Annotated in this window: 22 protein-coding genes; 9 read left to right on the top strand and 13 right to left on the bottom strand. The window is 65.4% G+C overall.

Features of this window, described 5'->3' with window-relative positions; all coding sequences use genetic code 11:
* The first annotated feature begins 12 nt into the window (after positions 1–12).
* The 3 genes from KUV81_RS15820 to KUV81_RS15810 all read left to right on the top strand — a co-directional run bounded on the left by KUV81_RS15820 (position 13) and on the right by KUV81_RS15810 (position 3,334).
* A complete protein-coding gene (locus KUV81_RS15820) occupies positions 13–297 on the top strand; it encodes a cytochrome c3 family protein (RefSeq protein WP_222544868.1) in 285 nt (94 codons plus the stop codon).
* Positions 298–842: 545 nt separating this feature from the next.
* The gene (locus KUV81_RS15815) at positions 843–2,843 is read left to right on the top strand and encodes a multiheme c-type cytochrome (RefSeq protein WP_222544867.1); all 2,001 of its coding nucleotides are present in this window, start codon (positions 843–845) and stop codon (positions 2,841–2,843) included.
* Positions 2,844–3,145: 302 nt separating this feature from the next.
* Positions 3,146–3,334 (top strand): hypothetical protein, encoded by a 189-nt coding sequence (locus tag KUV81_RS15810; RefSeq protein ID WP_222544866.1) that lies wholly within the window; start codon positions 3,146–3,148, stop codon positions 3,332–3,334.
* A gap of 467 nt (positions 3,335–3,801) precedes the next feature.
* On the opposite strand, the gene KUV81_RS15805 is transcribed toward KUV81_RS15810, so the two are convergent.
* Positions 3,802–5,742: a multiheme c-type cytochrome gene (locus KUV81_RS15805; protein ID WP_222544865.1), complete on the bottom strand. Its 1,941-nt coding sequence runs from the start codon at positions 5,740–5,742 to the stop codon at positions 3,802–3,804.
* Positions 5,743–6,246: 504 nt separating this feature from the next.
* Between KUV81_RS15805 and KUV81_RS15800 the strand changes: the two genes are divergently transcribed.
* Complete coding sequence (locus KUV81_RS15800) at positions 6,247–6,630, top strand: hypothetical protein (RefSeq protein ID WP_222544864.1); 384 nt, start codon at positions 6,247–6,249, stop codon at positions 6,628–6,630.
* Between the two features lie 255 nt (positions 6,631–6,885).
* Complete coding sequence (locus KUV81_RS15795) at positions 6,886–8,346, top strand: catalase (RefSeq protein WP_222544863.1); 1,461 nt, start codon at positions 6,886–6,888, stop codon at positions 8,344–8,346.
* A gap of 47 nt (positions 8,347–8,393) precedes the next feature.
* Here KUV81_RS15795 and KUV81_RS15790 read toward each other — a convergent pair whose 3' ends face one another.
* From KUV81_RS15790 to KUV81_RS15755, 8 genes are all read right to left on the bottom strand, one after another.
* Positions 8,394–9,272 (bottom strand): mechanosensitive ion channel domain-containing protein, encoded by an 879-nt coding sequence (locus tag KUV81_RS15790; RefSeq protein WP_222544862.1) that lies wholly within the window; start codon positions 9,270–9,272, stop codon positions 8,394–8,396.
* Between the two features lie 102 nt (positions 9,273–9,374).
* Positions 9,375–9,881: a nuclear transport factor 2 family protein gene (locus tag KUV81_RS15785; RefSeq protein ID WP_222544861.1), complete on the bottom strand. Its 507-nt coding sequence runs from the start codon at positions 9,879–9,881 to the stop codon at positions 9,375–9,377.
* 17 nt (positions 9,882–9,898) lie between these two features.
* Positions 9,899–10,528, bottom strand: coding sequence for a trimeric intracellular cation channel family protein (locus KUV81_RS15780; RefSeq protein WP_222544860.1), 630 nt, complete (start codon positions 10,526–10,528; stop codon positions 9,899–9,901).
* Positions 10,525–10,908, bottom strand: a complete 384-nt coding sequence (locus KUV81_RS15775) for a DUF2721 domain-containing protein (protein WP_222544859.1) — start codon at positions 10,906–10,908, stop codon at positions 10,525–10,527. Before KUV81_RS15775 ends, KUV81_RS15780 begins: the two co-directional genes overlap by 4 nt.
* A 12-nt stretch (positions 10,909–10,920) precedes the next feature.
* Entirely contained in the window at positions 10,921–11,886 is a 966-nt protein-coding gene (locus tag KUV81_RS15770; protein ID WP_222544858.1) for a cobalamin biosynthesis protein, read from the bottom strand.
* Between the two features lie 10 nt (positions 11,887–11,896).
* On the bottom strand, positions 11,897–12,592 hold the full coding sequence (gene mtnN / locus KUV81_RS15765; RefSeq protein WP_222544857.1) for a 5'-methylthioadenosine/S-adenosylhomocysteine nucleosidase: 696 nt from the start codon (positions 12,590–12,592) through the stop codon (positions 11,897–11,899).
* A gap of 76 nt (positions 12,593–12,668) precedes the next feature.
* Positions 12,669–13,184, bottom strand: coding sequence for a hypothetical protein (locus KUV81_RS15760; RefSeq protein ID WP_222544856.1), 516 nt, complete (start codon positions 13,182–13,184; stop codon positions 12,669–12,671).
* Entirely contained in the window at positions 13,177–13,956 is a 780-nt protein-coding gene (locus tag KUV81_RS15755; RefSeq protein WP_222544855.1) for a transcriptional regulator, read from the bottom strand. The genes KUV81_RS15760 and KUV81_RS15755 overlap by 8 nt, the downstream gene beginning before the upstream one ends.
* A 445-nt stretch (positions 13,957–14,401) precedes the next feature.
* On the opposite strand from KUV81_RS15755, the gene KUV81_RS15750 reads away from it, so the two are divergent.
* The 3 genes from KUV81_RS15750 (at position 14,402) to KUV81_RS15740 (ending at position 16,098) form a co-directional block, all read left to right on the top strand.
* Positions 14,402–15,328 carry a C-GCAxxG-C-C family (seleno)protein gene (locus KUV81_RS15750; RefSeq protein WP_222544854.1) on the top strand — a complete coding sequence of 309 codons (927 nt, stop codon included), beginning with the start codon at positions 14,402–14,404 and terminating at the stop codon, positions 15,326–15,328.
* Positions 15,329–15,342: 14 nt separating this feature from the next.
* Positions 15,343–15,810, top strand: coding sequence for a hypothetical protein (locus KUV81_RS15745; RefSeq protein ID WP_222544853.1), 468 nt, complete (start codon positions 15,343–15,345; stop codon positions 15,808–15,810).
* 138 nt (positions 15,811–15,948) lie between these two features.
* Positions 15,949–16,098, top strand: a complete 150-nt coding sequence (locus KUV81_RS15740) for a hypothetical protein (RefSeq protein WP_222544852.1) — start codon at positions 15,949–15,951, stop codon at positions 16,096–16,098.
* 48 nt (positions 16,099–16,146) lie between these two features.
* On the opposite strand, the gene KUV81_RS15735 is transcribed toward KUV81_RS15740, so the two are convergent.
* Together KUV81_RS15735 and gltB are read right to left on the bottom strand one after the other, a co-directional pair.
* Positions 16,147–17,559: an FAD-dependent oxidoreductase gene (locus tag KUV81_RS15735; protein WP_222544851.1), complete on the bottom strand. Its 1,413-nt coding sequence runs from the start codon at positions 17,557–17,559 to the stop codon at positions 16,147–16,149.
* A 13-nt stretch (positions 17,560–17,572) separates the two neighbouring features.
* Complete coding sequence (gene gltB / locus KUV81_RS15730) at positions 17,573–22,024, bottom strand: glutamate synthase large subunit (protein ID WP_222544850.1); 4,452 nt, start codon at positions 22,022–22,024, stop codon at positions 17,573–17,575.
* Positions 22,025–22,457: 433 nt separating this feature from the next.
* Between gltB and KUV81_RS15725 the strand changes: the two genes are divergently transcribed.
* Entirely contained in the window at positions 22,458–23,396 is a 939-nt protein-coding gene (locus tag KUV81_RS15725; protein ID WP_222544849.1) for a TIGR01212 family radical SAM protein, read from the top strand.
* A gap of 32 nt (positions 23,397–23,428) precedes the next feature.
* Here the strand turns inward: KUV81_RS15725 and KUV81_RS15720 are convergent, their stop codons facing one another.
* Both KUV81_RS15720 and folE2 read right to left on the bottom strand, forming a co-directional pair.
* Positions 23,429–23,938: a hypothetical protein gene (locus KUV81_RS15720; protein WP_222544848.1), complete on the bottom strand. Its 510-nt coding sequence runs from the start codon at positions 23,936–23,938 to the stop codon at positions 23,429–23,431.
* A gap of 248 nt (positions 23,939–24,186) precedes the next feature.
* The gene (gene folE2 / locus KUV81_RS15715; RefSeq protein ID WP_222544847.1) at positions 24,187–25,116 is read right to left on the bottom strand and encodes a GTP cyclohydrolase FolE2; all 930 of its coding nucleotides are present in this window, start codon (positions 25,114–25,116) and stop codon (positions 24,187–24,189) included.
* Positions 25,117–25,259 lie beyond the last annotated feature (143 nt).

The following is a 25,259-nucleotide window of genomic DNA, read 5'->3' as shown; positions in this document are numbered from 1 at the left end:
TAAGGACTGACTGTGAAGAAATTCCTGATGACCCTGGCCCTGTGCCTGCCCCTGTCCGCCTGGGCCGCGCCCATCGCCGATACCCACACCGACATGGCCGGCTGCGACGCCTGCCACGACCAGGGGGTGCCCTCGGAAGATTTGGCGTACGAGAACGAGACCTGCATCCAGTGCCACGGGGATCTGGCGGCCCTGGGGGGGATGCACGCCGACCACGCTGGCATAATGGAGTGCACCGACTGCCACATCACCCACGAGGAGCACGACGCCAACAGCGGCTGTGCCAATTGCCACTGAGCCTGGCAACCCAATAAAGGAAGCTCATCGCAAGGACGCGCCTCAGACGAAGCGCCTGGCGCTTCACCCCAAAGCCACACCTCGGTGTGGCTTTTTTTTTGTGACGCGCCGGTAAATTTGCCAGCGAGAGCATTCGGGAAAAGCGAAGTGGCGCGCCAGATATACCGATTTAATATGCTGGCGATTGCGGTCGTCGGGGGTCAGGGAGCGTGGCCGATTCGTTATCCTCGATGTTATCGAATGGTAGGACTTTCAAAGATGGGGGGTAAATATCATTATTTGTGTGTAGCAAATTTCAGATGTGGCAATTCTCAAAAAGGTTCGAAAAATTTGATCCCGTTTTTGCCCGGCCTGAATGGCGTTTTGTTCTGTTCGGGACAGGCTGTCGCAGCAGGTTACCCAAAAATAACCTTTCATTTAAAATAACATCATTATCCGTTATCCGCGGTTAAATTGGTGAGCTGACGCATACTTCCCCCCGCCATTCCCTCGTATGTTCAACCGCGGGTGCAGACGCACTTGGAATAAAAATATTGGGAGTGATGATGAAACAACTCAGGAAGCCACACCTTGCTTTGATCGTGGCCGCCGCCATGGCGGTCGCAGGTTGTGCTGACGACGGTAAAGACGGCGCCGATGGCGCACCGGGCGAACCGGGACCCCCGGGCGAAGGCGCGCCGCCGCCGACGGTAGAAGCCACCGAGAGCACCCACATTGAGCTGCTCAACTACGCGGTTGAAGAGGGCCAGGTGGTCTACAGCTTCGAAGTGACCGACCAGGAGGGCACCCTGGTGGTGGGCCTGGAAGCGGCCGAAGGCAAGTTTGCCGCCCTGACCGAGCGAGGCTTTATCCTGAGCCGCACCGACGAGGGCACCAACGGCGGCTACGGCAGCATGTCCACCGAGGGCGCGACCCTGGAGATGGATGAGCCGGGCCAGTACACCTTCACCTTGCCGATGGAGCACGTGACCGCCGGTGAAGAGGGGATCCTCTGGCTGCGCGTCGGTGACCGTTCCGGCCCCATCGTCCGCTCCAACCCGCTGGTGGTGGACAAGCCTGAGATGTCCCACAGCACCACCACTGAGGCCTGTCAGGCCTGTCACGTGGACTACGCCGCCGGCACCCGCCGTCACGCCAGCTACACCGCCATGGATCTCGAAGGCGAGACCGACCTGGTGGCCGGCTGCCTGGTGTGCCACAACAGCGCCTCCCGGGCGGATGACAACGGCGGTTACGCCAACGCCACCCTGTCCAAGATCGCCCACGTCTTCCACGTCGAGAAGAACGAGGTGCCCGGCTTCGAGCGTGACTTCAACGTGCTCAACTGCACCACCTGTCACACCGATACCCCGATCAACACCTCCATCGCCGGTCCGGGCTGTGTCGACTGTCACAACCCCGGTGCGCCGGTGGGTCCGGTCAGCCCCAACACCGATCCCAACTTCGACATCCGCGCCATCCACGCCAACAAGGCGGCGCTGACTGAGATTGCGGAGATCCGTGATGGCCACTACACCACCACCTCCATGCCTTACTTCGATGCGGCGGTGACCTGGCCTGACACCAGCGTGGGTGCAGTCTGTACCGATCTGAAGCTGTTTGAAATTGTCGCCGATGGCGATGACATTCAGCTGAACATCGGTGAGATGTACGCTGCCCACGATCTGACCTACGCCGGTGCCTACATCCACGGCTACGACAGCGATGCCAAGGGCATTACCGGTCGCGCCATCGCTCGCGGTTCCGAGCAGTACGTTGAGCGTGCCGACGGCACCCGCTCCATCTGCTTCCCCGAGCTGCTGGCGATTGAAGGCAGCGACGGTACCGACTTTACCCAGGGCAACTTCCTGGCCAGCACCCGGGTGACCTTCCCGCAGACTGGCTGGATCGATGACGACGGTAAAGATGGCGTCTCCTTCACCACCTACTCCGAAGTGGTCTCCACCGACTACTTCGACGCCGGGGTGACCGCGCCGGTCTTCACCGAGGTCAGCGAGTTCGACCGTCGCCACGCGGTGACCGCCGACAGCTGCACCACCTGTCACAACAGCGAGACCAACTACCACAAGAACGGCAGCTACCAGAACGGCGGCTGGGACTGTGTGGCTTGCCACAACAACGGTCAGAACCGCTCCTCCGGTGGTTCCGCTCCGGCCTTCGGTCCCATGGTGCACTCCATGCACTGGGGTGTGGGCAGCGGCATCGGCACCGACGATGCCAACTCCGCGACCAAGCTGAACGCTGAGAACTGCGTGGCCTGTCACGCCGAGGGTGTGGATCTGTACGCCATCCCCACTCAGTACATGCTGTCTCGTGCCCTCAACGGTGGCACCCGCGGTGTGATGACCACGCCGGTCACCGCCAACTGCTACGCCTGCCACAGCTCCGACGCGGCCCTGAGCCACATGGAGCAGAACGGTGGTGAGGTGAACGCGGTGGCTGACCCGCTGTGGTACCAGACCACTGCGGCCGAGTCCTGCGCCGTTTGTCACGCCGAGGGCAAGACCTTTGGCATCGACAAGTACCACGTGTTTGAGCGCCAGTAAGGTGCCCAGACCAGGGGCATAACGCCTCTGAATTCCCTGCAGATGAACAAGGCCCCTCCGGGGGCCTTTTTTTGTGCCTGAGGGGCCCGCGCCGGGGGCCGGGAAACAGGCACGAAAGGGGCGTACCGACGGCGGCCAGATTCCCCGATTGGGCCAGGGAGAATTGCCCGTTGCAGCATCGGCGGGGCGGGGATCACCCATTCGGCAACTTTGCCGCCAACCCATTTATTTCCCCCGCCATTCGGGTCTAATAACAAGTGAAGGCCGGGGTCACCCGGCGCCGTGACCACAGGGAGGAGACCATGAGTTTAGGCACCTTTTTCGCCGTAACACTGCCCTACCTGTTCCTCTACCTGGTTGTCTTTATCGTCATGCCTTTGGTGCTGCTGGGGCTGGCGCGAGGACTCTGGGAGTGGTGGCAGGCGGGACGGGCAACCCAGCCAGAGACCCGAGTGCGCCATCAGGAGCATCACGGGACCGCCAAATCCTGACACCGGCTTCCGTCCAGAAGACCTTCGCCACACTTCGGTGTGGCGCTTTTTTTGTGCCCCGCAATCGTTAAACCTCTCTCTGCCCCTACCCCTTATGGGCATCCAGGCCCCCATCAAGCACCTGCCCTCCCGCGGCCGCGCCAGCGACCACGCCATTGACCTAGCCATAGACGGCCCGTTCAGGGTTCGACCGATTGCCAGGGCCGCTCAGGGGGCCGCTCACCGGGCCGTTGGCGCCCGCCAGGAAACCGGAGGGGGGTAGGCCGCCTATAAGGCCAGGACGGTGCTGGAGCGGGGTTGGCGGCCCCGGTGGCGGGCTTGGGTGAGGGGGCTTGGGAAAGCGGGCCTTGGCTTAGCCGGAGACGGGTTGTGGGCCTGGCCCGGCCCGGCCTGAGCAGGGGGAAGGGGGCTAAGGGTTCAAAAAAAGGGCCCCGAGGGGCCCTTTCGATGCCTATGCAGGGTCGGCATCAATAAACGTACTGGTGCGCCTCAGCGATGCGGTCCGGCTTGTGACAGACGGCACAGGCTTCCACCGCCGGGGCGGGGTCGAACAGGGCGAAGTCACCGCTTTCACCGCTGTGCATGCCGGCCGGGGCCACGGGCACATTGAAATCACCGCCCTGGTGGCTCATGTGGGCCTTGGCCTGAACGCTGGTGTGGCAGCTGGCGCAGGTGGCGGAGATGGGGGTGATGCCGTAGACGCTGTCTTCGGTCAGCCCGCTCAAGACCACCGCCGGTGCCACGTTCTCCAGGTTGATCTCACCGGTGTGACAGGCCACGCACTCCACCTTCTTGTTGCGGTCGGTGGTGGGCATGGTGACGTCACGATCCTCGTAGTAGCTGCCGGTGTGGATGCTGTGCATGAAGGGACCCCAGGCTTGCACCCGGTCCAGACCCGCCTTGCTGTGCTCCCAGTTGTAGGCGCTGTGGCACTGGGTGCAGGCGTCACCGCCCAGCTCACCGCCCCGCTGGCTGCCGTGACCATCCAGGCCCTCGGTGTGGCAGGACAGGCACTTGGCGCCATCGGCACCGGTGCGGCGCACCTCGTGGATGTTGGAGACGGTGATGGGGGCGCGACTGCCTCCGCCGTAGTAGATGCGGCCGTCGATGCCCCCCACCAGCACTTCGTCTTCCTCGTAGGCGGCCACATGGGTCACCAGGTAGGTGAAGCTGCCGTCGCCGTTGTCGACGATGGCCTGGGAGCGGGCCACGTGGCCGGCGTCACGGCCGGGCAGGAAGGCTTCGCCGTGCTTCATCACCGTGGCCCAGCCACGGGGGGTGTCGGCACTGGTTTCCCCCTCCACCGGGGCCAGGTTGGCCAGGTCGACGGTGTTGCCGTCGGCGTCGATGGCGGAGACGGTCACCTCGACGGTGCTCTTGTCCGCGCTGCGGACGATGGAGAGCAGCTCCACGTCGTAGCGGTTCAAGGCCTCGTCACGGGCGGCGCCGTTCTGATGCTCGTAGTACTTGAAGTTGCCCTCGTCGTGACAGGCGGCACAGTCGGCGTTGGTGTAGCTGCTGTGGTTGTGGCCGTCGCGATCCGGGTCCATCAGGTTGCTGTGGCAGGTGACACAGCCGTTGATGGTGGCGCTGAACACCACGTCATCCATGTGGCAGGTGGAGCAGCGCTTCATGTCCATGGAGTAGTTGCCCCACAGCGCCGCGTGACCCTTGGACACCTTGCCCCCTTCGCCGTCGGCCATCTTGCCGTGGCCAATCATCGCCATGGTGTTCATGGCGTAGCCGCCGTCCTGGGCCTCGGTGTGGGTGTGGCAGGTCATGCAGGCCTCGACGATCACCACCTCACCGTCGTTGTCCAGGGCGTGGTGATGCTGGTGCCAGCCCCAGGTGCTGTTGCCGCTGGCGGCAGTAAAGTCGCCGTGACAGGCCACGCACTTGGCGTCGTCGGTGGTGGCCACCGCGGCGTCCAAAGGCAGCATCACCCGCTTGGTGCGGGGGAAGTTGATGTTGCCGGGACGGACGTAGCCGTTGCCGCTGGCGGTGGCTGTGGCGGCCTCGAAGGGCATGGTGATGGTGTAGACGCCCTCACCCTGGTACTCGAGCTCCCCAATGGGCTGCTCGTCGGTGGCCTTGTAAGTTTCCCGCAAGGTGGTGTGCAGTTGACCGTCGCTGTCGACCACGGTGGCCACCACTTCGATTTGGGCCATGTTGTCCACCCCGACACCGTCCTGGTTCAGCACCTCGACCTGGGCCTGAACGTAGCCGTCACCGAAGTGCCAATCCAGCACCTGGGCGCTGGCGGAGGTGGTGATCACCGGCGGCTCCCAAGGGGCCCCCGGTGCGCCGTCCTCACCATCGGCGCCGTCCCGTCCGTCTTTACCGTCACAACCGGCCAGGCCCAGAAGGCAGGCGGCTGCCAGGGCACTGAAACGCGTAATCTTGCCCATATTCATCATCTCTCTCTGCATTTTTTTGTATTAGGAGTGCTTTTTCAGCTCATACAGTGTCCGAAGCGCCGCTCGGGCGGGCAAATCGTGAAGGGCCCTCGTGAGGGGGACCAAGAAAACCCCCTTCGGGGGATCGCCGTGGCCCATTTGGGGCAGAAAAGAAAAGAGGTTTCGCCAAGCTTTATCAGGGGGTGCCGCAATTGTTATCGGGGGGTGATCTTTTCGCCTGAACAAAATACGAGCGACACTTGGGCCCACAATTTCCGAATGCGAAAACAGAAATAAACGGGGCAGGGTTTCGGGGCAGAGAAAACTCTTTGCTCATCACCTGCACAGGGTGGGATCCCAAACGGGGCGGAAATACGAGCGCGTCGCAAAGGCGTTTGCATTGCCCTCGAACCGGCTGGCTTTGCGGGGTGTGAAGCGGATTTCTTGCGGTCCGTCCGGGAGTGGCGTACTCTGCCGCCATCCGCCGATCTCCCGGCCTGACCCTGAGGAACCATCATGTCGATCATCGCCGTGCCTGAACTGGCCAAACCGGCCATCAAGTCCCATCACAAGGCCCGTCACCTGAAGAAGTACGCCCTGGGCCCCTTCGCTGAGACCTGTGTGGAGTTCCGTTTTGCCGCCGACATCGAGAAGTTCGATGCCCTGGACCTGGCCCTGACCGAGCTGCAGATCGACCAGGGGTGGGACCTGTTCATCGCCTACTTCAACGATCGCTTCCACGTGGCGGTGAGCTACTACACCGAGCAGAGCAGCGTCGACGCGGTGGTGGCGGCGGTGACCGAGGTGCTGAGCAACACCTTTGGCCAGGCCCCTGAGCTGACGGTGCTGGCCGGTGACGCCAACTACGGCGACTGGGACGGCAGCTACCACGAAAGCTGAGCCCGACGGTTCCGCCATAAGCCCGCCTTTCGGCGGGCTTTTTTGTGCCCGACAGAAAGTGGGCCTGTTTTCCTTGATTTAAATCAAGATTGGTAATCGTAAAAAGCGAACAGGATGACCTTTCAACTCTGTTGGATGCGATTGGTGGTGATGTCTATTATCGGTTTTAGAGATTAAAGAGGAGGCCCGCCATGTGGTATGGCCTGTACGACTGGATAGCGTCCCGAGCCGGGGCACACTGTGAGGACACCCCCCATGACTGAACGACTGACCACCCAGAGCGGCGCCCCCATCGCCGACGACCAGAACAGCCTGTCCGCCGGCGCCCGTGGCGGCCTGATGCTGCAGGACTGGCAGCTGATTGAGAAGCTGGCCCACTTCAACCGCGAGCGGATCCCAGAGCGGGTGGTGCACGCCAAGGGCTCCGGCGCCTACGGCACCTTTACCCTGACCAAGGACCTGTCCGAGTACAGCATCGCAGATCACTTCCGCGGTGTGGGCAAAAAGACCGAGACCTTCCTGCGCTTCTCCACCGTGGGCGGCGAGTCCGGCTCCGCCGACGCCGAGCGGGATCCCCGCGGCTTTGCCCTGCGCTTCTACACCGCCAACGGCAACCACGACATCGTCGGCAACAACACCCCGGTGTTCTTCCTGCGTGACGGCATCAAGTTCCCGGACTTTATCCACACCCAGAAACGCGATCCCAAGACCAACCTGAAAAACCCTCAGGCGATGTGGGACTTCTGGTCTTTGCACCCGGAGGCGCTGCACCAGGTGACCATCCTGATGTCCGACCGGGGCATTCCGGCCACCTACCGCCATATGAACGGCTACGGCAGCCACACCTTCTCGCTGTGGAACGACAAGGGCGAGCGGTTCTGGGTCAAGTTCCACTTCAAGACGCTGCAGGGGATCAAGAACCTCTCCAACGAGCAGGCGGACCAGCTCAAGGGGATCGATCCGGACCACGCCCAGCGGGACCTCTTTGCCGCCATCGAAGACGGCGACTTCCCCAAGTGGGCAGTAAAAGTGCAGATCATGCCGGAGGCGGACGCCGAGCAATACCACCTGAACCCCTTCGATCTCACCAAGGTGTGGCCCCACAAGGACTACCCGCTGATGGAGATCGGCGTATTGGAGCTCAACCGTAACCCCGAGAACTACTTCAACGAGGTGGAGCAGGCCGCCCTGGCGCCCTCCAACCTGGTGCCCGGGGTGGGCGCCTCACCGGACAAGATGCTGCAGGCCCGGCTGTTCGCCTACGCCGACGCCCAGCGCTACCGGGTGGGCACCAACTACAACCAGCTGCCGGTGAACTGCCCCCACGCCAGCAAGCCCAACCACTACCAGCGTGGCGGTGCCATGGCCGGCACCGGCTGCCCCTTCCACGGCAGTGCAGCGGGCAGCGCCGGGGACGTCAACTACGGCCCCAACACCCAGGGCGGGGCGGCCCAGCAGGCCCAGTACGCCGAGCCACCGATGGACCTGGCCGGCGCCATGGACCGCTACGACAAGACGGTGGAGGACGATTACGCCCAGGCCGGGGATCTGTTCCGACTGATGAACGCCGACCAGCAGCAGGCGCTGTTCGACACCATCGCCGCCACCTTGAGCCAGGCCAGCGGTGAGGTGCAGGAGAAGATGCTGGAGCACTTCCGCCAGGCGGACGTGGCTTACGCCGCCGGCGTCAAGGCCGCCATCGACGCCCGTCGCTGAGCCCGCAGCCCCATCAAAAAGCCCGCCAATCGGCGGGCTTTTTTTGGTCAGGCGTCGTCGGTGCCCAGCAGGTGCGGCGAGAGGCCGTGGTGGTGTACATCCCGCTGGGGGAAGGGGATGGTGATGTTGTTGTGGTCGAAGGCGATCTTCACCCGCTCGATAAGATCAAAGTAGACCGGCCAGTAGTCGTCGGAGTTGACCCAGGGGCGCACCAGCAGGTTGACCGAGCTGTCGGCGTGGGCGCTGACGTAGATCTCCGGTTCGGGATCTTTGAGGATGCGACTGTCCTCGCCGATCACCTTGGCCAGCACCTCCTTGGCGATGGCGATGTCGTCGTCGTAGCTGATCCCGAAGGTCAGATCCACCCGACGGGTCGGCTCGCTGAACAGGTTTTTGACGCAGCCGTTGGAGAGCAGGCCATTGGGGATCACCACCTTCTGGTTGTCCATGGTCAGCAGTATGGTGTTGAAGATCTGGATCTCGTGCACCCGTCCCAGGAAGCCCTGGGCCTCGATGACGTCGCCGAACTTGAACGGCTTGAACAGCAGGATCAGCACCCCGCCGGCGAAGTTGGCCAGGCTGCCCTGCAGGGCCAGGCCGATGGCCAGGCCGGCGGCACCCAGCATCGCCACCAAAGAGGCGGTCTCGACGCCGATCATGGAGGCGAAGATCACTACCAGCACGAACTTGAGGCCGACGCTGATGATGCTGAGCAGGAAGCGTTGCAGGGTGATGTCGACGTTGGCCTTGTCCATCGACTTGTCCACCACCTTCACCAGGCCGCGGATAAACCACAGCCCCATCAGCAGGACAATGATGGCCAGCATCAGCTTGGGGCCGTAGCTGAGGGTCATGTCGATCCCCTTCTGCGTCAGCCCCTCCATCAGTTTTAGACTCTCTTGGACGTTTTGTTCCATCTCTTCCATGGGGGATCCCTCAACATGCGCAACCGGAAGTGGTTGCCACTAAGGATGGTAAGAGATTGAAAACGCTGTCAAGTTGCGTTTTTCTGACGGACGTGGAAGGGGCTAGGGCACCGACAGTGAGGGGTGGGAAGAGAGCTGATCCTCCATGGTGGCGTAGTCGAGAAAATCGATGTGCTCCTCGATGCGCCGATTCTCCAGATCCAGCTTCAAGGTGGTGACCCCGGGCAGGGCAAAGGTGATGGACTGGCCGGGGTAGCCGAACAGATCGCCCCGGGCCTTGTAGTAGTAGTTGCCGATCATCACCACCCGGGAGCCCTTGTAGAACAGGTGATCCGAGTTGAAGTAGTACTCCTGGGTGTAGGTGTGCACCCGGCGCAGAAAGGCCAGGATGTCCCGGCGGCCGGTGATCGACTTGCCCGCCATGCGGTCGGTGAGCACGCTCTCCCGATCGTAGTACTGGGCCAGCTGGCTGTAGTTGCGGTTGGTGAGGGCGGCCATGTAGTCCTGGGCCAGCTGGATCGCTTCCGGGGTTTGCGGGCTGGGGTCCACCTCTTCGGCGGCCAGGGCCCCCAGGGGCAGGCTCAGCAGCAATATCAGCAGGAAACGCACGGTCGACCTCCTTAGATTCAGCGGGACTTGGGATTATCCAGGGCAAAGGCGGGCAGAGACAAGCCCCAGAAGATCCCCGCCAGTCTCAGCGCCAGGGTGCCCAGCATCGCCAGGGAGGCGGCCAATACCGCGGTCATCCCCAGTGCCAGGGCGCCGGTGTAGAGGATCCCGCCGACGATGCAGGCGGTGGCGTAGATCTCGGTGCGAAGCACCAGGGGCACCTCCCGGCAGAGCACGTCCCGGATCACCCCGCCCACCACGCCGGTCATGGTGCCCATCATCACCGCGATCATCGGTGAGGCGCCGAACAGCAGGGCCTTCTGGGCGCCGATGATGGTGAACACCGCCAACCCCAGGGCGTCGGCCACCTGGAACCAGCGACCGCTCAGTCGCCGGGGGCAGCGCACCAGCAGCATCACCGCCACGGCGGTCAGCATCACCGCCCAGATGTAGTTGGTGTCGGTGATCCAGAACACCGGGGTGGCGCCGAGGATGGCGTCCCGCACCGTGCCGCCGCCCACGGCGGTGACCCCGGCCAGCACCAGCACCCCGAAGGGGTCCATCCGCAGCCGGCCGGCGGCCAGGGCACCGGAGATGGCAAAGACCATGGTGCCAAAGATGTCTAAGACGTAGATGAAGTCGCTCATCGTTTCAGCCCGTCGAGGAAGATGTCCAAGGCCTTCTGAGAGATGCGGATCTCCACCACCGACAGGGTGAGGGAGTGGATCAGCAATCCCAGGCTGGCGCCGAAGCTCCAGAAAGCAAAGCCGGGTTTATCTAAATATATCAGCAGCATGCTCACTACACACAGGGCAAAGCTCAGGACACCGGCTTCCTGCATCCAGCGGATCAGTCGGATTCGGTGACGCAGGTTGGCGATCTGGGCCTCCGCCACGGTGCAATCGGCGCCCTGGTTGGCCAGGGAGCGGATCAGCGCCGCCAGGGAGAGGAAGCGGTTGGTGTAAGCCAGCAGCAGCAGGGAGATGGCCGGAAACAGCAGGGCCGGGGTGGTCAGACTCAGTTGCATGATGGGTCGATATCAAAGGGCGCCGTGGCGCAACATCGCCAGGGCGGCACCGAACAGAAACAGCAGGGAGAGCCACAGCCAGCAGGCGTAGCTCAGCAGACGCCGGGTGCGCAACAGATCCGGTTGCGCCGGCGGGGTGTCGGGGCCCAGGCGGGGACGGATCCGACGCTGGCCCTCCAGTTGCCAGGGGCCACCCAGCTGGCTGCCGAGGCTCCAGGCCAGGCTGAGCTGGGGCCACTGGTGACTGCGGGCCTCCCAGTCGCCACTGAGCTGGTGGCGCGCCCGCCAGGGGGCCAGGGGGGCGCCGTACAGCGCCAGGGTGGCGGCCAGCAGGGCATTGACCGGCAACATCAGCACGCCGGCCACCCGGGTGGGCCAGTGGGCGAAGCAGCCCATGCCGGGGCGATCCCGGTGCCAGACGCGGACCAGCTCGTTGCTCAGCCAGGCGGCGGTGGCCATCAGCGGGCCCCCCAGGACATACCAGAACAGCACTGCGAAGCGCTGGCTGCGCTCCTGCTGCAGCTGGGCTTCGATGGCGGCCTTGGTCAGGCCCATGGGGGAGAGGCTGTAGGTGTCGCGCACCGTCCAGGGGGCCAGCAGGCTGCGGGCCTGCTCCTTCTGCCCCGCCAACAGCCGGGCCGCCAGGGCCTCGTTGTCCTTGGCCAGGGCGGGGCCGGGCAGCAGCCAGGCCAGCAGGGCCAGCTCGAAAGGCAGGGCGTAGGCCGCCAGGCCGGTGATCAGCGCCACCGCCGACAACAGCGGCAACGCCAGCAGCCCCAGGGAGAGGACGCCGGCCAGGCGACGCTGCTGGGGGGTGTGCTGGGGTTTGTTGGTCTTGCGGGCCAGGGACTCGGCCAGGGGCGCCAGGCGATAGCGGGGGCGCCAGGCCTCCGGCACCAGCATCGACAGCAGGTAAGCCAATGCCAGCACCAGCGGGGGTGCCAGCAGGGCGCTGTAGGGACCCAGGGCCGCGTCCATGATGGCTCGGTCAGCTCAGCTTCTGCACCATGGCCATCACGACCTTGGCGGAGTGTTCACCGGCCTTGACGATGAAGCTGTCGAAATCGACGGCGCCGTCGTCGTTGGCGTTATCGGAGATGGCGCGGATCACCACGAAGGGGGTGCCGAACTGGTGGCAGGTCTGGGCGATGGCCGCCGCTTCCATCTCGCAGGCCGCCATGGCCGGGAAGTGGGACAGCATCACCTGGGTGCGAGCGGGATCGGCGATAAAGCTGTCGCCGGTGCAGATCAGCCCCTCGATCGCCTTGACCTCCCCTACGGAGGCGATGGCGCCCTTGGCGGCCTCCACCAGCTTGGGGTGAGGACGGAAGGCCGCCGGCTGGCCCGGCAGCTGGCCCATCTCGTAGCCGAAGGCGGTGACGTCGACGTCGTGGTGGCGCACCTCGGAGGAGATCACGATGTCGCCGATGGCCAGGCCCTGGGCAAAGCCGCCGGCGGAGCCGGTGTTGACCACGTAGTCGGGGGCGAAACGCTCGATCAGGATGGTGGTGGCGATGGTGGCGGTGACTTTGCCGATGCCGCTGCGGGTCAGCACCACGGCCTGGTCACCCAGGCGCCCCTGGTAAAACTCGATGCCGGCGACGGTCTCGATGGTCAGGTCATCCAGGTGGCTGCGCAGCAGGGCCACCTCCTGCTCCATGGCGCCAATGATGCCAATTTTCATGACGATAGATCCTAAAAAAGCGTGGGAAGGAAAGTGGGGCAAGGATACCACCATTGCCCCGAAGGCGTCACCGCCGTCAGCGGCTGTAGACGCAGGAGCAGACGGCCTGGCTGGGGTGGAAGCGGACTACCATGGACTGGCTGTCCGGGTCGTGCTTGAGCACCTCGATGCTGGTGTAGTGCAGGCCGTTATTGGCCAGGTTGCGTTCGCTGAACTGCAGCTGCTGGCGGTAGTGGGCGGGCAGGGGCTCGCCCTCGCTGAGCACCTCGTGCTTGACCAGGCTCATCGCCAGGGGGAAGCGGGTGTCGCTGTGCTCCTGGCGCTCCCCCTGCATGATGATGTTGGCCACCGGCTGCCCTTCGGGGGTGTAGTAGCGGTAGTAGATCCGCGCCGAGGCGCCGTACATGACGAAGTCGGCGATCATGTAGTGCTGCATCTCGTCGGAACGGTCGCTGTCGTACAGCTCGTTGTGGCAGTTGAGCATCAGGGTGTCGCTGCCGGTGCGCGGCCAGAAGTGCACCGCCAGCAGGGGCACCAACAACACCGGCACCAGGGCCCAGAGCCATTTTGCGCTGATGGAGGCGTCAGTCACAGAGCAGCTCCTTCTGTTGCCAGCTGGGAGGAAGGAAGTTGGGGTTGCCCCGAGGATCGCTGATCTTGAGGTTGCGCAGCCGGGTGTGGTGGTTCTCCTGGCCATAGAGGGTGAGGTTGAGCACCCGCTGATCGCTGGAGAGCGAGGCGTACACCTCCTGCCAGGGGGAGGCGGCGCAATCGGAGAACAGTCGAGTGAGCTTGCGCTGCATCTGGGACAGATCCAGCACGTGGCTGCTGGCGGGGCTCAGCCAGTAGAGCGCCAGCGCCTCGTCCCCCGGCAGGGGAATGCTGACCGGGCTGGGCAATTGCGGCCCGCTCTCCCCCGACGGCCAGTGGCGCACCGGGCCGTGGATCACCAGAAGGCCCAGGGCCAGCGCCGCCAGACCCAACAGCGCCAGGCGCTCCCAGCGGCGGGGCGCACGGCGGGTTGGGGAGGCCTCGGGCGTATCGACCGGAGCCGCCCCCGCCGGTTCGGCGCTGGGCAGGCAGAGGCGGTAGCCCACCCCCTTGACGGTCTGGATCAGGCAGTGCTCCTCGTCCTGGAGGAAGTGGCGCAGCTGGAACACCGCCCGCACCACCGCGGACTCACTGACCTGGGGCTCATCGAAGGGACCGCAGCGTAGGGCACGCTTCTTCACCGGCTCGCCCAGGTGGGCCAGCAGGGTAGAGAGCACCAAGTATTCGGCGCGGGGCAGGTCCCAGATCTCCCCCTGGGGGTTCTCCAGACGCTTGCTGTCTTTGTCGTAGCGGCACGGGCCGATTGGGATCATGTCCTGGTCGGTCGATGGCGAATCATTGGCCCACAGTCTAGCGGCCCCGGCGCTCCCTCGCCGTGATCTGGGTTCCACCCTCCGGCAGTGGCAAAGCCCTTGATCTTTCGTCTCACCAGGCCGGTCTTTCGCCCATCTTCGTCGCTGTGATCCGCCTCCGTGAATTTGCCTCGATTTGCCCGGGCAAATTCACCGCTAATCAACATTAGTGCCCATAGTGGTAACCCCGGGCCGTTGGTCGAGCGGGGAAGGTGTGAGCGACGCATGAAAAACAGGCGCCAATCGGCGAGGAATCTTCGGCGGGTTTCGTCTGATGCGGAGTAAAACCGGCCCCGAGATTAGTGTGATGCGCGGCGCACCGGGCCTCGCTTTGGCTCCTTAGACTGGCTCCAGGGTCGCCGACCGGGTCGGGGACAGACATTGATACTTGTAGGGGAATGAGAGAATGACTCTGGACAGACGCCAGGCCATGGGCCGCATTATGGGGATCGCCGGAACCGTGGCGGGCACCGCCTTGATTGGGCCCAAGGCCATGGCGGCGGAATCGTGCAGCGGAGACAACCAGATCGGCATCGGCAGCGAGGGGGGCGGGGATCTGACCGAGAACCTGCTCGGCTACGTCAAACTGGATCCCATGGCGGTGGCCAAACGGGCCTACGACGGCTACGGCCGCGGCGGCTGCATGTACGGGGTGTTTGACGCCATCGTCCAGGAGCTGGCGGAGATGGGCCACGAGGACGCGTGTAACTTCGCGGCCATCCCCACCAACATCGCCGCCTACGGCGGGGGCGGCATCGCCGGCTGGGGCACCCTCTGTGGCTGCGTAAACGCCTCTGCCATGGCGGTCAACATGCTGGCCGGCGTGGATCGCACCGCGGTGATCCGCTCGGTGTTCCGCTACTACGAGCACACCCCCATGCCCCGCGGTGACGAGGCCTTCCTGAGTGCCATCGGGGCACCGACCCGCAACGACGACGCCGGCGAGCCGCTGACCGCCGACAAGCTGGGTCAGTCGGTGGCCAACTCCATCCTGTGCCACACCTCCGTCTCCCTGTGGTCCAAGCAGAGCCGTTACGGCTCCAGCCACCAGGCCAAGCTGGAGCGCTGCGCCCAGGTGACCGCCGAGATCGCCTACACCACCGTCAGCTTCCTCAACCAGTCCGTGGACGGCACCCTGGAAGCGGACACCCAGGCCCCGGGCAACGCCGACTGCCTCTCCTGCCACAGCAGCAGCAAAGCGGAGCCGGACAGCTACATCGCCACCGACGTGGCCAGCCAGATGGAGTGTCAGACCTGCCACAGCCCCCATGATGTGGGTGCCGGCCTGAGCGGCGTCCACGCCGACGCCACCTGCAGCGACTGCCACAACTGAGACCGGGAGGGGTTATGAGCAAACGTCTGTTGAGCGCCGCGCTGGCCCTGGCCCTGGTCGGGTGCAGCAGCGATGACAAGGGGCCGACCCCGCCGAGCAGCGTGCCGGTGGACGAGGCCACCGAACTGGCGCTGACCCTGACCGAGCTGGCGCCGGACGGCAGCCTGAGCTTCACCCTGGATAACGGGGCGGGGCTGGCGGTCACCGGGGCGTCGGATTACAGCGTCACCTTCCTCGGCTACGCCGGGGCCTACGACACCGCCTTCTCGATGCCCTGGCACACCAGCGATCGCTTCGGTTGTGGCCAGGAGGTGCCGGATTGCGTGGGCACCCTGGAGGAGCTTGAGCCCGGGGTGTACCACTTCAGCCCGGACCGGGAGCCGCAACTGGGTGACCGGGTGACGTCGGTCAAGCTGAGCATCCGGGTGCACGGGGCGCTGGCCTCGACACCGCCAAACGTGATGGACGCCCCCCAGGGCTGAGTCCCAGGCCCCCGCAATGCGGGGGCCTTTTTGTTGCAGTGTGATGAAACCGGCCGGGAACTTGATCCCGGCCAAGGTGCGCGCCGGCCAGGGTGCCAAGATCAGGACAGAGGCAGGCAACACGGCATGGGAGGCGGTATGAACCTGTGGTTATTGTTGTGGGTGGTCTTGGGGCTCGGGGTCTGGTTGACCCTTGGGGCCCTGCTCGGTCAGATGACCCCCTGGGGCCGCACACTGGTGCGCTGCATCGCTGACGGGCCCCGCTCGGGCTCCCTGGTCAAGGAGTAAAAAAAGGCCCCGCAACGGGCGGGGCCAAACAGTGGGAACGCGGTACCGCTAGAGCGTATCCAGGAAATCCAAAATGCCGGCGGCGGCTCGCCGGCCCTCGTCGATGGCGGTGACCACCAGATCGGAGCCGCGCACCATGTCGCCCCCGGCAAACACCTTGGGGTGGCTGGTCTGGAAGGCGTACTGACCCCCCTGGGGGGCGCGCACCCGGCCCCACTCGTCGGTAAGGATGCCGTGCTGGCCCAGCCAGGGCGGCGGACTGGGCTGGAAGCCGAAGGCGATGAGCACCGCATCGGCCTTGAGCAGCACCTCGGAGTCCGGCACCGGCTCCGGGCGGCGGCGCCCGTTGTCGTCCGGCTCCCCCAGGCGGGTCTCGCAGCAGCGCACCGCCACCACTTCCCCGTTGGCGTTGGTCTCGATCCCCAGCGGCTGGCGGTTGAAGAGAAACTCCACCCCCTCCTCTTTGGCGTTCTGCACCTCCCGGGCGGAGCCGGGCATGTTGGCTTCGTCGCGGCGATAGGCGCACTGGACGCTGGTGGCGCCCTGGCGTACGGCGCTGCGCACGCAGTCCATGGCGGTGTCCCCACCGCCGAGCACCACCACCCGCTTGCCCTTAAGATCGATGTAGGGGTGTTCGGTGGCGTAACGCTCCAGCTTGGCGGTGTTGGCGATCAGGAAGGGCAGGGCCTGGTGAACCCCCTTGGCGGACTCGCCGGGCAGGCCGCCCTGCATCGCCTTGTAGGTGCCCAGCCCCAGGAAGACGGCATCGTGGCCGCTCAGCAGATCCTCGAAGCTTTTGTCGCGGCCGATGTCGACCCCCAGCTCGAAGCGGATCCCCATCCCCTCCAGCAGGGCGCGGCGCTTGCGCACCACCTCCTTCTCCAGCTTGAAGCTGGGAATGCCGAAGGTCAGCAGGCCGCCGATCTCCGGCATGCGGTCGTAGACGGTGACCTGGGCGCCGTTGCGACGCAGCACGTCGGCGCAGGCCAGCCCCGCCGGGCCGGCGCCCACCACGGCCACGTGCTCGGGGCGCGGTTCAACGCCGGACAGGTCGGGGGTCCAGCCCATGGCGATGGCGGTGTCGGTGATGTACTTCTCCACCGAGCCGATGGTGACGGCACCGAAGTCGTCGTTCAGGGTGCAGGCCCCCTCACAGAGGCGGTCCTGGGGGCAGACCCGACCGCACATCTCCGGCAGGGAGTTGGTCTGGTGGGACAGCTCCGCCGCCTCGAAGATGCGCCCCTCTTTGGCCAGGCGCAGCCAGTCGGGGATGTAGTTGTGCACCGGGCACTTCCATTCGCAGTAGGGGTTGCCGCAATCCAGGCAGCGGTCGGCCTGCTGGTCCACCGCCTCCTGCTCGAAGGGGCGGTAGATCTCGACAAAGTCGGTGGTCCGGGTGGTCAGCGCCTGCTTGGCCGGATCCTCGCGGTCGACGTCGAGGAATTGAAAATCGTTGCTCATGGGGCTCTCCTCCTTAGCCGGCCTGTACCTTGAGTTCCTGGCTGTGTTGCAGCGCCAGCAACTCGCCCAGGGCGCTGGCCCGGGGTTTGACGATCTTGAAGCGGGGCAGCCAGTGGGTCAGATCCCGCAGCAGCTCGGCGGCCCGCTCGGAGCCGGTGGCCTCCAGGTGGGCCTGCAGCAGCTGTTTGAGGTGGTGCTGGATCATCGGCTCGGTGACCGGCAGGGCCTCCACCAGCTCGCCGTTAAGGCGACGATCCAGGTCATCGTGCTGATCGAACACGTAGGCAAAGCCGCCGGTCATGCCGGCGCCGAAGTTCACCCCGGTGCTGCCCAGCACCGCCACCACGCCGCCGGTCATGTATTCACAGCCGTTGTCGCCGCAGCCCTCCACCACCGCCACGGCACCGGAGTTGCGCACCGCGAAGCGCTCCCCGGCCCGGCCGGAGGCGAACAGCTTGCCGCCGGTGGCGCCGTAGAGGCAGGTGTTGCCGATGATCACCGACTCATGGCCCTCGTAGGCCACCCCTTCCGGGGTCTTGACCACCAGCTCCCCGCCGGTCATCCCCTTGCCCACGTAGTCGTTGGCGTCGCCGGAGAGCGCCAGGCGCACCCCACCGACGTTCCAGACGCCGAAGCTCTGGCCGGCGGTGCCGGTGAAGTGGAACTGCAGCTGCTGATCCGCCATCCCCTGGTTGCCCCAGCGCTGGGCGATCTGGCCGCTCAGGGTGGCGCCGACGGCCCGGTCGGTGTTGCGGATGGGCAGGCTCCACTCGCCCCCCTGCTTGGCGGCGATCGCCTCGGCGGCCAGGCCCAGCATCTGCTGGTTGAGCTCGCCTTGGTCCAGGGGGGGATTGAGCTCGGTGCTGTAGGCGGCGGTGTCCTCACCGGGCACCGCCCGCTCCAGCAGATCGCTCAGGTTCAGGCGGCCCTGGCGCGGGGTCTGCCCCGGCAGCTGGGCCAGCCAGTCGGTGCGGCCGATGAGCTGACTGAACTCGGTGACCCCCAGGGCGGCCATGTGACGACGCAGGTCTTCGGCGACGAAGCGGAAGAAGCGCATCACCTTCTCAGGCGTGCCGTGGTAGTGCTTGTCCCGCAGGCGCTTGTCCTGGGTGGCCACGCCGGTGGCGCAGTTGTTGAGGTGGCAGATCCGCAGGTACTTGCAGCCCAGGGCCACCATGGGGGCGGTGCCGAAGCCGAAGCTTTCGGCCCCCAACAGGGCGGCCTTGATGACGTCCAGGCCGCTCTTGAGGCCGCCGTCCACCTGCAGGCACACCTTGTGGCGCAGGCCATTGGCCACCAGCGCCTGCTGCACCTCCGCCAGACCCAGCTCCCAGGGGCTGCCGGCGTAGTGGATGGAGGTCAGGGGGGAGGCGCCGGTGCCGCCGTCGTAGCCGGAGACGGTGATCATGTCGGCGTTGGCCTTGGCCACGCCGCAGGCGATGGTGCCGATCCCCGGCTCGGAGACCAGCTTGACGCTGACCCGGGCCTTGGGGTTGACCTGCTTGAGATCGAAGATCAGCTGCGCCAAATCCTCGATGGAGTAGATGTCGTGGTGGGGCGGCGGGGAGATCAGGGTCACCCCGGGGCGGCTGAAGCGCAGCGTGGCGATCTCGGCGCTCACCTTGTGGCCGGGCAGCTGCCCCCCCTCACCGGGTTTGGCCCCCTGGGCCACCTTGATCTGGATGACGTCGGCGCTCATCAGGTAGGCGGCGGTGACGCCGAAACGGCCGGAGGCCACCTGCTTGATGCGGGAGTTGCCCGGGCTGTTAAAGCGGCGGGGATCCTCCCCCCCTTCGCCGGAGTTGGAGTGCCCCCCCAGGGTGTTCATCGCCACCGCCAGGGCCTCGTGGGCTTCCGGCCCCAGGGCACCGATGCTCATGGCGGCGGTGTCGAAGCGCCAATAGAGGCGCTCGGCCCCTTCCACCGCGTCGGACTCCACCGCGTCCTGGCCGGGCTTGAGGGCCAGCAGGTCGCGCAGTGTGGCGGTGGGGCGCTGGTCCACCAGCTCGGCGTAGCGGTCGTAGGCGGCCTGGTCGCCGCTGTTGACCGCCTGCTGCAGCGCCTGCACCACCTCGGGGTTGAAGCAGTGGTATTCGCCGCCGTGGACAAACTTGAGCAGACCGCCGTGCACCAGCGGCTGATGGCGCTTGAAGGCGGTCTTGTGCAGGCGGGCCTGATCCGCCTCGATGTCGGTAAAATCGGCGCCCTGGATGCGGGAGGCGACCCCTTTGAAGCACAGGGCCACCACGGCGTCGGACAGGCCCACCGCCTCGAACAGCTGGGAACAGCGATAACTGGCCACGGTGCTGATCCCCATCTTGGAGAGGATCTTGAGCAGCCCCTTATCGATGCCGGCGCGGTATTTGAGCAGCCACTCCCGGGCGTTGTCCGCCTGGCCCTTCTGGCGGGCCAGCTCGGCGATGGACTCGTAGGCCAGGTAGGGGTAGATGGCGGTGGCACCAAAGCCCAGCAGCACGGCGAAGTGGTGCGGATCCCGGGCGCTGGCGGTCTCCACCACGATGTTGGTGTCACAGCGCAGCTGCTGGCACACCAGGCGACGTTGCACCGCGCCCACCGCCATCAGCGCCGGCACCGGCAGCTTGGCGGCGTCGATGGCCCGGTCGGAGAGCACCACCATGGTGGCCCCGCCACGGGCGGCGGCCTCCGCCTCGTCGGCGATGCGGGTCACCGCCGCCTCCAGCCCCTCGGCGGGATCGTAGTTCAGTTCAATCAGCTCCGAGCGGTAGTGGTCGTTGTCCAGGGCCCGCAGCTGGGCAAAGTCGCTGTAGAGCAGCACCGGGGAGTCGAAGATCACCCGGTTGGCGTGCCCCGTGGTCTCGTTGAAGGGGTTCTGCTCCTTACCGATGCAGGTGGCCAGGCTCATCACGTGTTTTTCCCGCAGGGGATCGATGGGCGGGTTGGTGACCTGGGCAAACTGCTGGCGGAAGTAGTCGAACAGGGAGCGCACCTGGGTGGAGAGCACCGCCATGGGGGTGTCGTCCCCCATGGAACCCACCGCTTCCGCGGCCCCCTCCGCCAGGGGCCAGAGGATCTCCCGAAGCTCCTCCCGGGAGACGTTGAACAGCTTCTGGTAGCGCAGCAGGGTGGTGCTGTCCCACTCCGCCTGGCCGGCGGCTTCCGCCGGCAGGTTGTCGCCGGCCACCAGGCGCCGGGAGTTGGCCTTCATCCACTCGGCGTAGGGGTGGCGGCTCTTGAGATCCTCGTCGATTTCGAAGGAGCGCTGCAGCTTGCCGGTGAAGGTGTCCAGCACCAGCAGCTCGCCGGGGCCCACCCGGCCCTTTTCGACCACCTCGTCCGGCTGGTAGTCCCAGATCCCCACCTCGGAGGCCAGGGTCAGGATGCGGTCTTTGGTGATCACGTAGCGGGAGGGGCGCAGGCCGTTGCGATCCACGGCGCAGGCGGCGTGGCGGCCGTTGGTCAGCACCACCCCGGCGGGGCCATCCCAGGGCTCCATGTGCATGGAGTTGAAGTCGTAGAACGCCTTGAGATCGGCGTCCATGTCCGGGTTGGACTGCCAGGCGGGCGGGATCAGCAGGCGCATTGCTCGCTTCAGATCCATGCCGCCGGCCAGCAGCAGCTCCAGCATGTTGTCCAAACTGGAGGAGTCGGAGCCGGACTGGTTCACGAAGGGGGCGGCGTCCTGCAGGTCCGGCAGCAGGGGGGAGACAAACTTGTACTGCCGCGCCAGGGCCCACTGGCGGTTGCCGTTGATCGTGTTGATCTCGCCGTTGTGGGCCAGGTAGCGGAACGGCTGCGCCAGTTGCCAGCGGGGCTGGGTATTGGTGGAGAAGCGCTGGTGGAACAGACAGATGGAGCTCTCCATCCGCAGATCCGCCAGGTCGGGGTAGAAGGTGGGCAGATCCCGGGGCAGCATCAACCCCTTGTAGACGATCACCTGGCCGGAGAGGCTGGAGATGTAGAAGTCCGGGTCGTCACTGAGCTGCTTCTCCGCCCGGCGGCGGGCCATAAAGAGGCGGCGCTCCAGGTCCCGGCTGCGCCACCCCACCGGGGCGTTGACGAACACCTGGGCAAAGGTGGGCACGCTCTGGGCGGCGATGGCCCCCAGGCTGTCCAGGTTGACCGGCACATCGCGCCAGCCCAGCACCGACAGGGTTTCCCGCTCCAGCTCCTGCTGCAGCACCGACTTGGCGTGGTGGGCGCGGACCGGGTCCTGGCCCAGCATGATCATGCCCACGGCGTACTTGCTGGAGAGGCGCCAGCCGCTCTCTTCGGCGATGCGCTGGAAGAAGGCGTCGGGTTTTTTGATCAGCAGACCGCAGCCGTCACCGGTCTTGCCGTCGGCGCCGATGGCGCCTCGGTGCTGCAGCCGGTCCAGTGCGCTGATGGCGGTGCGCACCACGCGGTGGCTGGCTTCGCCCTCCATATGGGCGATCAGGCCAAAGCCGCAATTTTCCCGTTCATACCCTGGTTGATACAGCGCCATTCCTTTCCTCCAAGGTTGCCCTACCGCATGCCCGATACGGGTGCAACCACATATTTATGCAATCGAACCAACTAAATTACTTCCACAGCCGGAGCCGGGTCAACTCGCCTGACCACTGAGAAGGGGCCATGACACCATGCTCTTTGGCTATCAAAGCGGTTGATTTTGGGGCCGGCTAGGGGTAGGCCAGAGCGGGTCGATATGCAGTTGGACCCGAAGCGAAGCCGATGGTTGCGCCCTTTTGGCGCGCGCCTGCGCCATGGCGGGGCCCCATCCGGTGGCTCCAAGGCCCAAGCGCGCGCGGCGAGTGGGTTTCGGGGGCGGAATTATGGGCCGATAACCATCGATTATCGCCGGTGGCTGTGATCCGGATCGCCGCCGCTGGATTCATCGATTGGTATCATTGCGCGTTTTTTCATCGCCGGAGCCCGCCGTGGGACTGAACCGATACGTCCATACCCTGGGTCACTACATGACGGCCCGCTATGGCCAGAAGATCCACAAGCTGACCATCGACGCCGCCTTTACCTGCCCCAATCGGGACGGCAACCTGGGGGTGGGGGGCTGCACCTTCTGCAACGTCTCCTCCTTCAGCGCCGAGCACGGCAGCCAGGAGAGTGTGGCGGCGCAGCTCGAAGCGGGCCGAGTCCGGCGGGAAGGGATCACCACCCGACCGGACCGGCGCTACCTGGCCTATTTTCAGGCCTACACCTCCACCTACGACGAGTACGCTGTGCTTAAGCGCAAGTACGAGGAGGCGTTGGCGGTGTCGGACATCGTCGGGATCTGCGTGGGCACCCGACCGGACTGTGTGCCGGACGAGGTGCTGGCGCTGCTGGCCAGTTACCAGCAGCAGGGGATGGAGGTGTGGCTCGAGCTGGGGCTGCAGAGCGCCCACGACGCCACCTTGAAGCGGATCAACCGCGGCCACGACTTTGCCGCCTACGCCGAGACCGTGGCTCGGGCCCGGCTCTACGGCCTCAAGGTGTGTACCCACCTGATCCTGGGCCTGCCCGGGGAGACCCCGGCGCACGGCGAGACCACCCTGCAACGGGTGCTGGCGGAGGGCACCGACGGGCTCAAGCTGCATCCCCTGCACGTGGTGGAGGGCAGCATCATGGCCAAGCAGTGGCGGGCCGGCCGGTTGCCCCTGTGGGACGAGGCCACCTACAGCGATTGTGCCGCGGGGCTTATCCGCCAGACCCCGCCTGAGGTGGTGTATCACCGGGTGAGCGCCTACGCCCGCCCGCCGGAGCTGATCGCCCCCGACTGGTGTGGCGACAAGTGGCTGGTGATGAACCAGCTGGTGGCCCGGCTCGAGCGCGACGGTGGCCAGGGCAGCGCCCTGGGCCGCCCCTTTACCCCCCAATAAACAACGGGCCGGCGCACTGGCCGGCCCGACGATCACTCGCCCTGGCGCTTGTGGCGGATCCCCACCTCTTTTTTCTGCAGCACACAGCTGTTGCCCGAGGGCATCAGGAACAGCCGCGCCGTGCCGTCTTCAAAGGCGGCGACGTTGGCGTTGAGCTCGGTTTTGTAGCTGGCCCCCTTCATAAAGTCCTGGCGGGAGACCGCCATGCAGTTCTGCTCCGCGCTCCAGGTGCGGGTGTACGCGTAGGAGCAGTGGCCGTCCTTGGTGGGGGCCACGGTCAGGTCAATCAGGTGTACCCCGTCGGAGAAGGTGATCTCCATGGCGGAGTTGAAGATCTGGTCGTCCGCCTTGTCGCTGGCCCAGGTGGACCAGGAGCCGTAGTTGTTGCCGGCGCCGAAGAACTGCTCGAGATCGGCGATGGTGGAGAGGCAGGCGGTGATGCCGGCGTTTCTGGCGTGCTTGACCAGCTGTTCCTCGGCCTGGACCTGGGGGGCCAACATCAGCAGGGCGATCAGCAAAGGGGTCTTGGCGGTTCCGTTCATCGGTTACTCCTTGAATGTGGGGTCATGGCGCGCCTCCATCGGGACGTCTGCGTCGCCATGGTGCCGAGGAATGGCCCGGGAAACAAAGATTAACCTTATGATTTATGAGCAGATTAACAGGGTTTGTCGCCCTTTTGGTCTGAGTCTGGGTCGAAGGGGATTTTGTGCCTCTCCCCACCGAGTCGGTCTCATCCGGGCACAAAAAAGCGCCGCGAAGGCGGCGCTTTTTGCTGGGATGGAGCCAGGGCTCAGTAGGGCAGGTAGCCGCCCTCGACGCCCTTGGTGTCCACCGCCACGGCGTCGTGGGCGTGGAGGCTTTCCAGGTGGTTCACCCGCAGCCAGAAATCGGTGTAGCCGGCCTGCTCGTTGAGGGCGTACTTGAGCTTACGCGCGGCGTCCTCCACGAACATCAGGTTCTGGCCGTTGAGGCGGGCGAACTCCTGCTCATCTTCCCGTTTTACCGCGGCCTGGACCGGGGTCTTCAGCGCGCCCTCGATCGCCTCCACCAGGGCCAGGATCGGCAGCTCGGTGAGGCTGTCGGCCAGCTTGACCTTGACCTCGGCCACGCTGCGCTGGCTGTGGGGGGTGGCCACGATGCCGGCGGTGGTGCCCAGCCACTGGTGGATGGTTTCCGCGTTCAGCTGCTCTTCGCCGTGGAACTGGTGCTCGAAGGCTTCCTGGATCAGCTGACGGGCCAGGGCGGCGGAGCAGGGGCAGGTGGAGGAGTAGGCCACTTCCACTTTCAGCTCCAGGTCCAGCTTGCCCTGGTCCAGGCGGCCCACCAGGGTCACCGGGTAGTTGCGCCAGCCGTGGTTACCGGAGATCAGGGCCGGACGACGCAGGTGGTAATCGAAGGCGAAGGTCACCTGGGCCCGGTCGGACAGGGCCTCGTGGCTGCTGATAAAACCGTCCAGCAGGCCCTTGAGGCTCTGCAGGGTCAGTTCCTGCTCCAGGGAGAGTTTGTCCAGCGCCAGGTAGAGGCGTGACATGTGGATCCCCTTGGCCTGGGGCTCGGCCAGGTTCACAAAGGCTTCGACCCGGGTGCTGATCTGCCGCGCCTGGCCGTCGTCGGCCTTGATGGTCATCGGCAATTCAATGTTGCTCATCCCGACCCAATCCAGTGTGCCGCTGACTTGCGCTTTTGCGCTGCTGGCCACGTCGGGCATCGTTGTCGGCATGCTAAGGTTCTCCGTCATCTGTTTCCACCCGGTACTGCAAGAGGGCGGCGATTATAACACGCCCCCCAAGCGGTACACATGCCCAAAGTTTGCATGAACCCGTTCCAAAAACTCGATTGGATCCCAAGTGCGGCGACTTTTGG

It is taken from the genome of Ferrimonas balearica, assembly GCF_019802085.1.
GTDB lineage: Bacteria > Pseudomonadota > Gammaproteobacteria > Enterobacterales > Shewanellaceae > Ferrimonas > Ferrimonas balearica_B.
This window is presented reverse-complemented; position numbering and strand designations above follow the sequence as displayed.

What these genes read in the sequence shown, in the direction of transcription:
- KUV81_RS15815 (WP_222544867.1), top strand. Translation starts at nt 843, where the DNA reads ATGAAACAACTCAGGAAGCCACACCTTGCTTTGATCGTGGCCGCCGCC.
- KUV81_RS15810 (WP_222544866.1), top strand. Translation starts at nt 3,146, where the DNA reads ATGAGTTTAGGCACCTTTTTCGCCGTAACACTGCCCTACCTGTTCCTC.
- KUV81_RS15805 (WP_222544865.1), bottom strand. Translation starts at nt 5,742, where the DNA reads ATGGGCAAGATTACGCGTTTCAGTGCCCTGGCAGCCGCCTGCCTTCTG.
- KUV81_RS15800 (WP_222544864.1), top strand. Translation starts at nt 6,247, where the DNA reads ATGTCGATCATCGCCGTGCCTGAACTGGCCAAACCGGCCATCAAGTCC.
- KUV81_RS15795 (WP_222544863.1), top strand. Translation starts at nt 6,886, where the DNA reads ATGACTGAACGACTGACCACCCAGAGCGGCGCCCCCATCGCCGACGAC.
- KUV81_RS15790 (WP_222544862.1), bottom strand. Translation starts at nt 9,272, where the DNA reads ATGGAAGAGATGGAACAAAACGTCCAAGAGAGTCTAAAACTGATGGAG.
- KUV81_RS15780 (WP_222544860.1), bottom strand. Translation starts at nt 10,528, where the DNA reads ATGAGCGACTTCATCTACGTCTTAGACATCTTTGGCACCATGGTCTTT.
- KUV81_RS15775 (WP_222544859.1), bottom strand. Translation starts at nt 10,908, where the DNA reads ATGCAACTGAGTCTGACCACCCCGGCCCTGCTGTTTCCGGCCATCTCC.
- KUV81_RS15770 (WP_222544858.1), bottom strand. Translation starts at nt 11,886, where the DNA reads ATGGACGCGGCCCTGGGTCCCTACAGCGCCCTGCTGGCACCCCCGCTG.
- mtnN (WP_222544857.1), bottom strand. Translation starts at nt 12,592, where the DNA reads ATGAAAATTGGCATCATTGGCGCCATGGAGCAGGAGGTGGCCCTGCTG.
- KUV81_RS15755 (WP_222544855.1), bottom strand. Translation starts at nt 13,956, where the DNA reads ATGATCCCAATCGGCCCGTGCCGCTACGACAAAGACAGCAAGCGTCTG.
- KUV81_RS15750 (WP_222544854.1), top strand. Translation starts at nt 14,402, where the DNA reads ATGACTCTGGACAGACGCCAGGCCATGGGCCGCATTATGGGGATCGCC.
- KUV81_RS15745 (WP_222544853.1), top strand. Translation starts at nt 15,343, where the DNA reads ATGAGCAAACGTCTGTTGAGCGCCGCGCTGGCCCTGGCCCTGGTCGGG.
- KUV81_RS15740 (WP_222544852.1), top strand. Translation starts at nt 15,949, where the DNA reads ATGAACCTGTGGTTATTGTTGTGGGTGGTCTTGGGGCTCGGGGTCTGG.
- KUV81_RS15735 (WP_222544851.1), bottom strand. Translation starts at nt 17,559, where the DNA reads ATGAGCAACGATTTTCAATTCCTCGACGTCGACCGCGAGGATCCGGCC.
- gltB (WP_222544850.1), bottom strand. Translation starts at nt 22,024, where the DNA reads ATGGCGCTGTATCAACCAGGGTATGAACGGGAAAATTGCGGCTTTGGC.
- KUV81_RS15720 (WP_222544848.1), bottom strand. Translation starts at nt 23,938, where the DNA reads ATGAACGGAACCGCCAAGACCCCTTTGCTGATCGCCCTGCTGATGTTG.
- folE2 (WP_222544847.1), bottom strand. Translation starts at nt 25,116, where the DNA reads ATGCCGACAACGATGCCCGACGTGGCCAGCAGCGCAAAAGCGCAAGTC.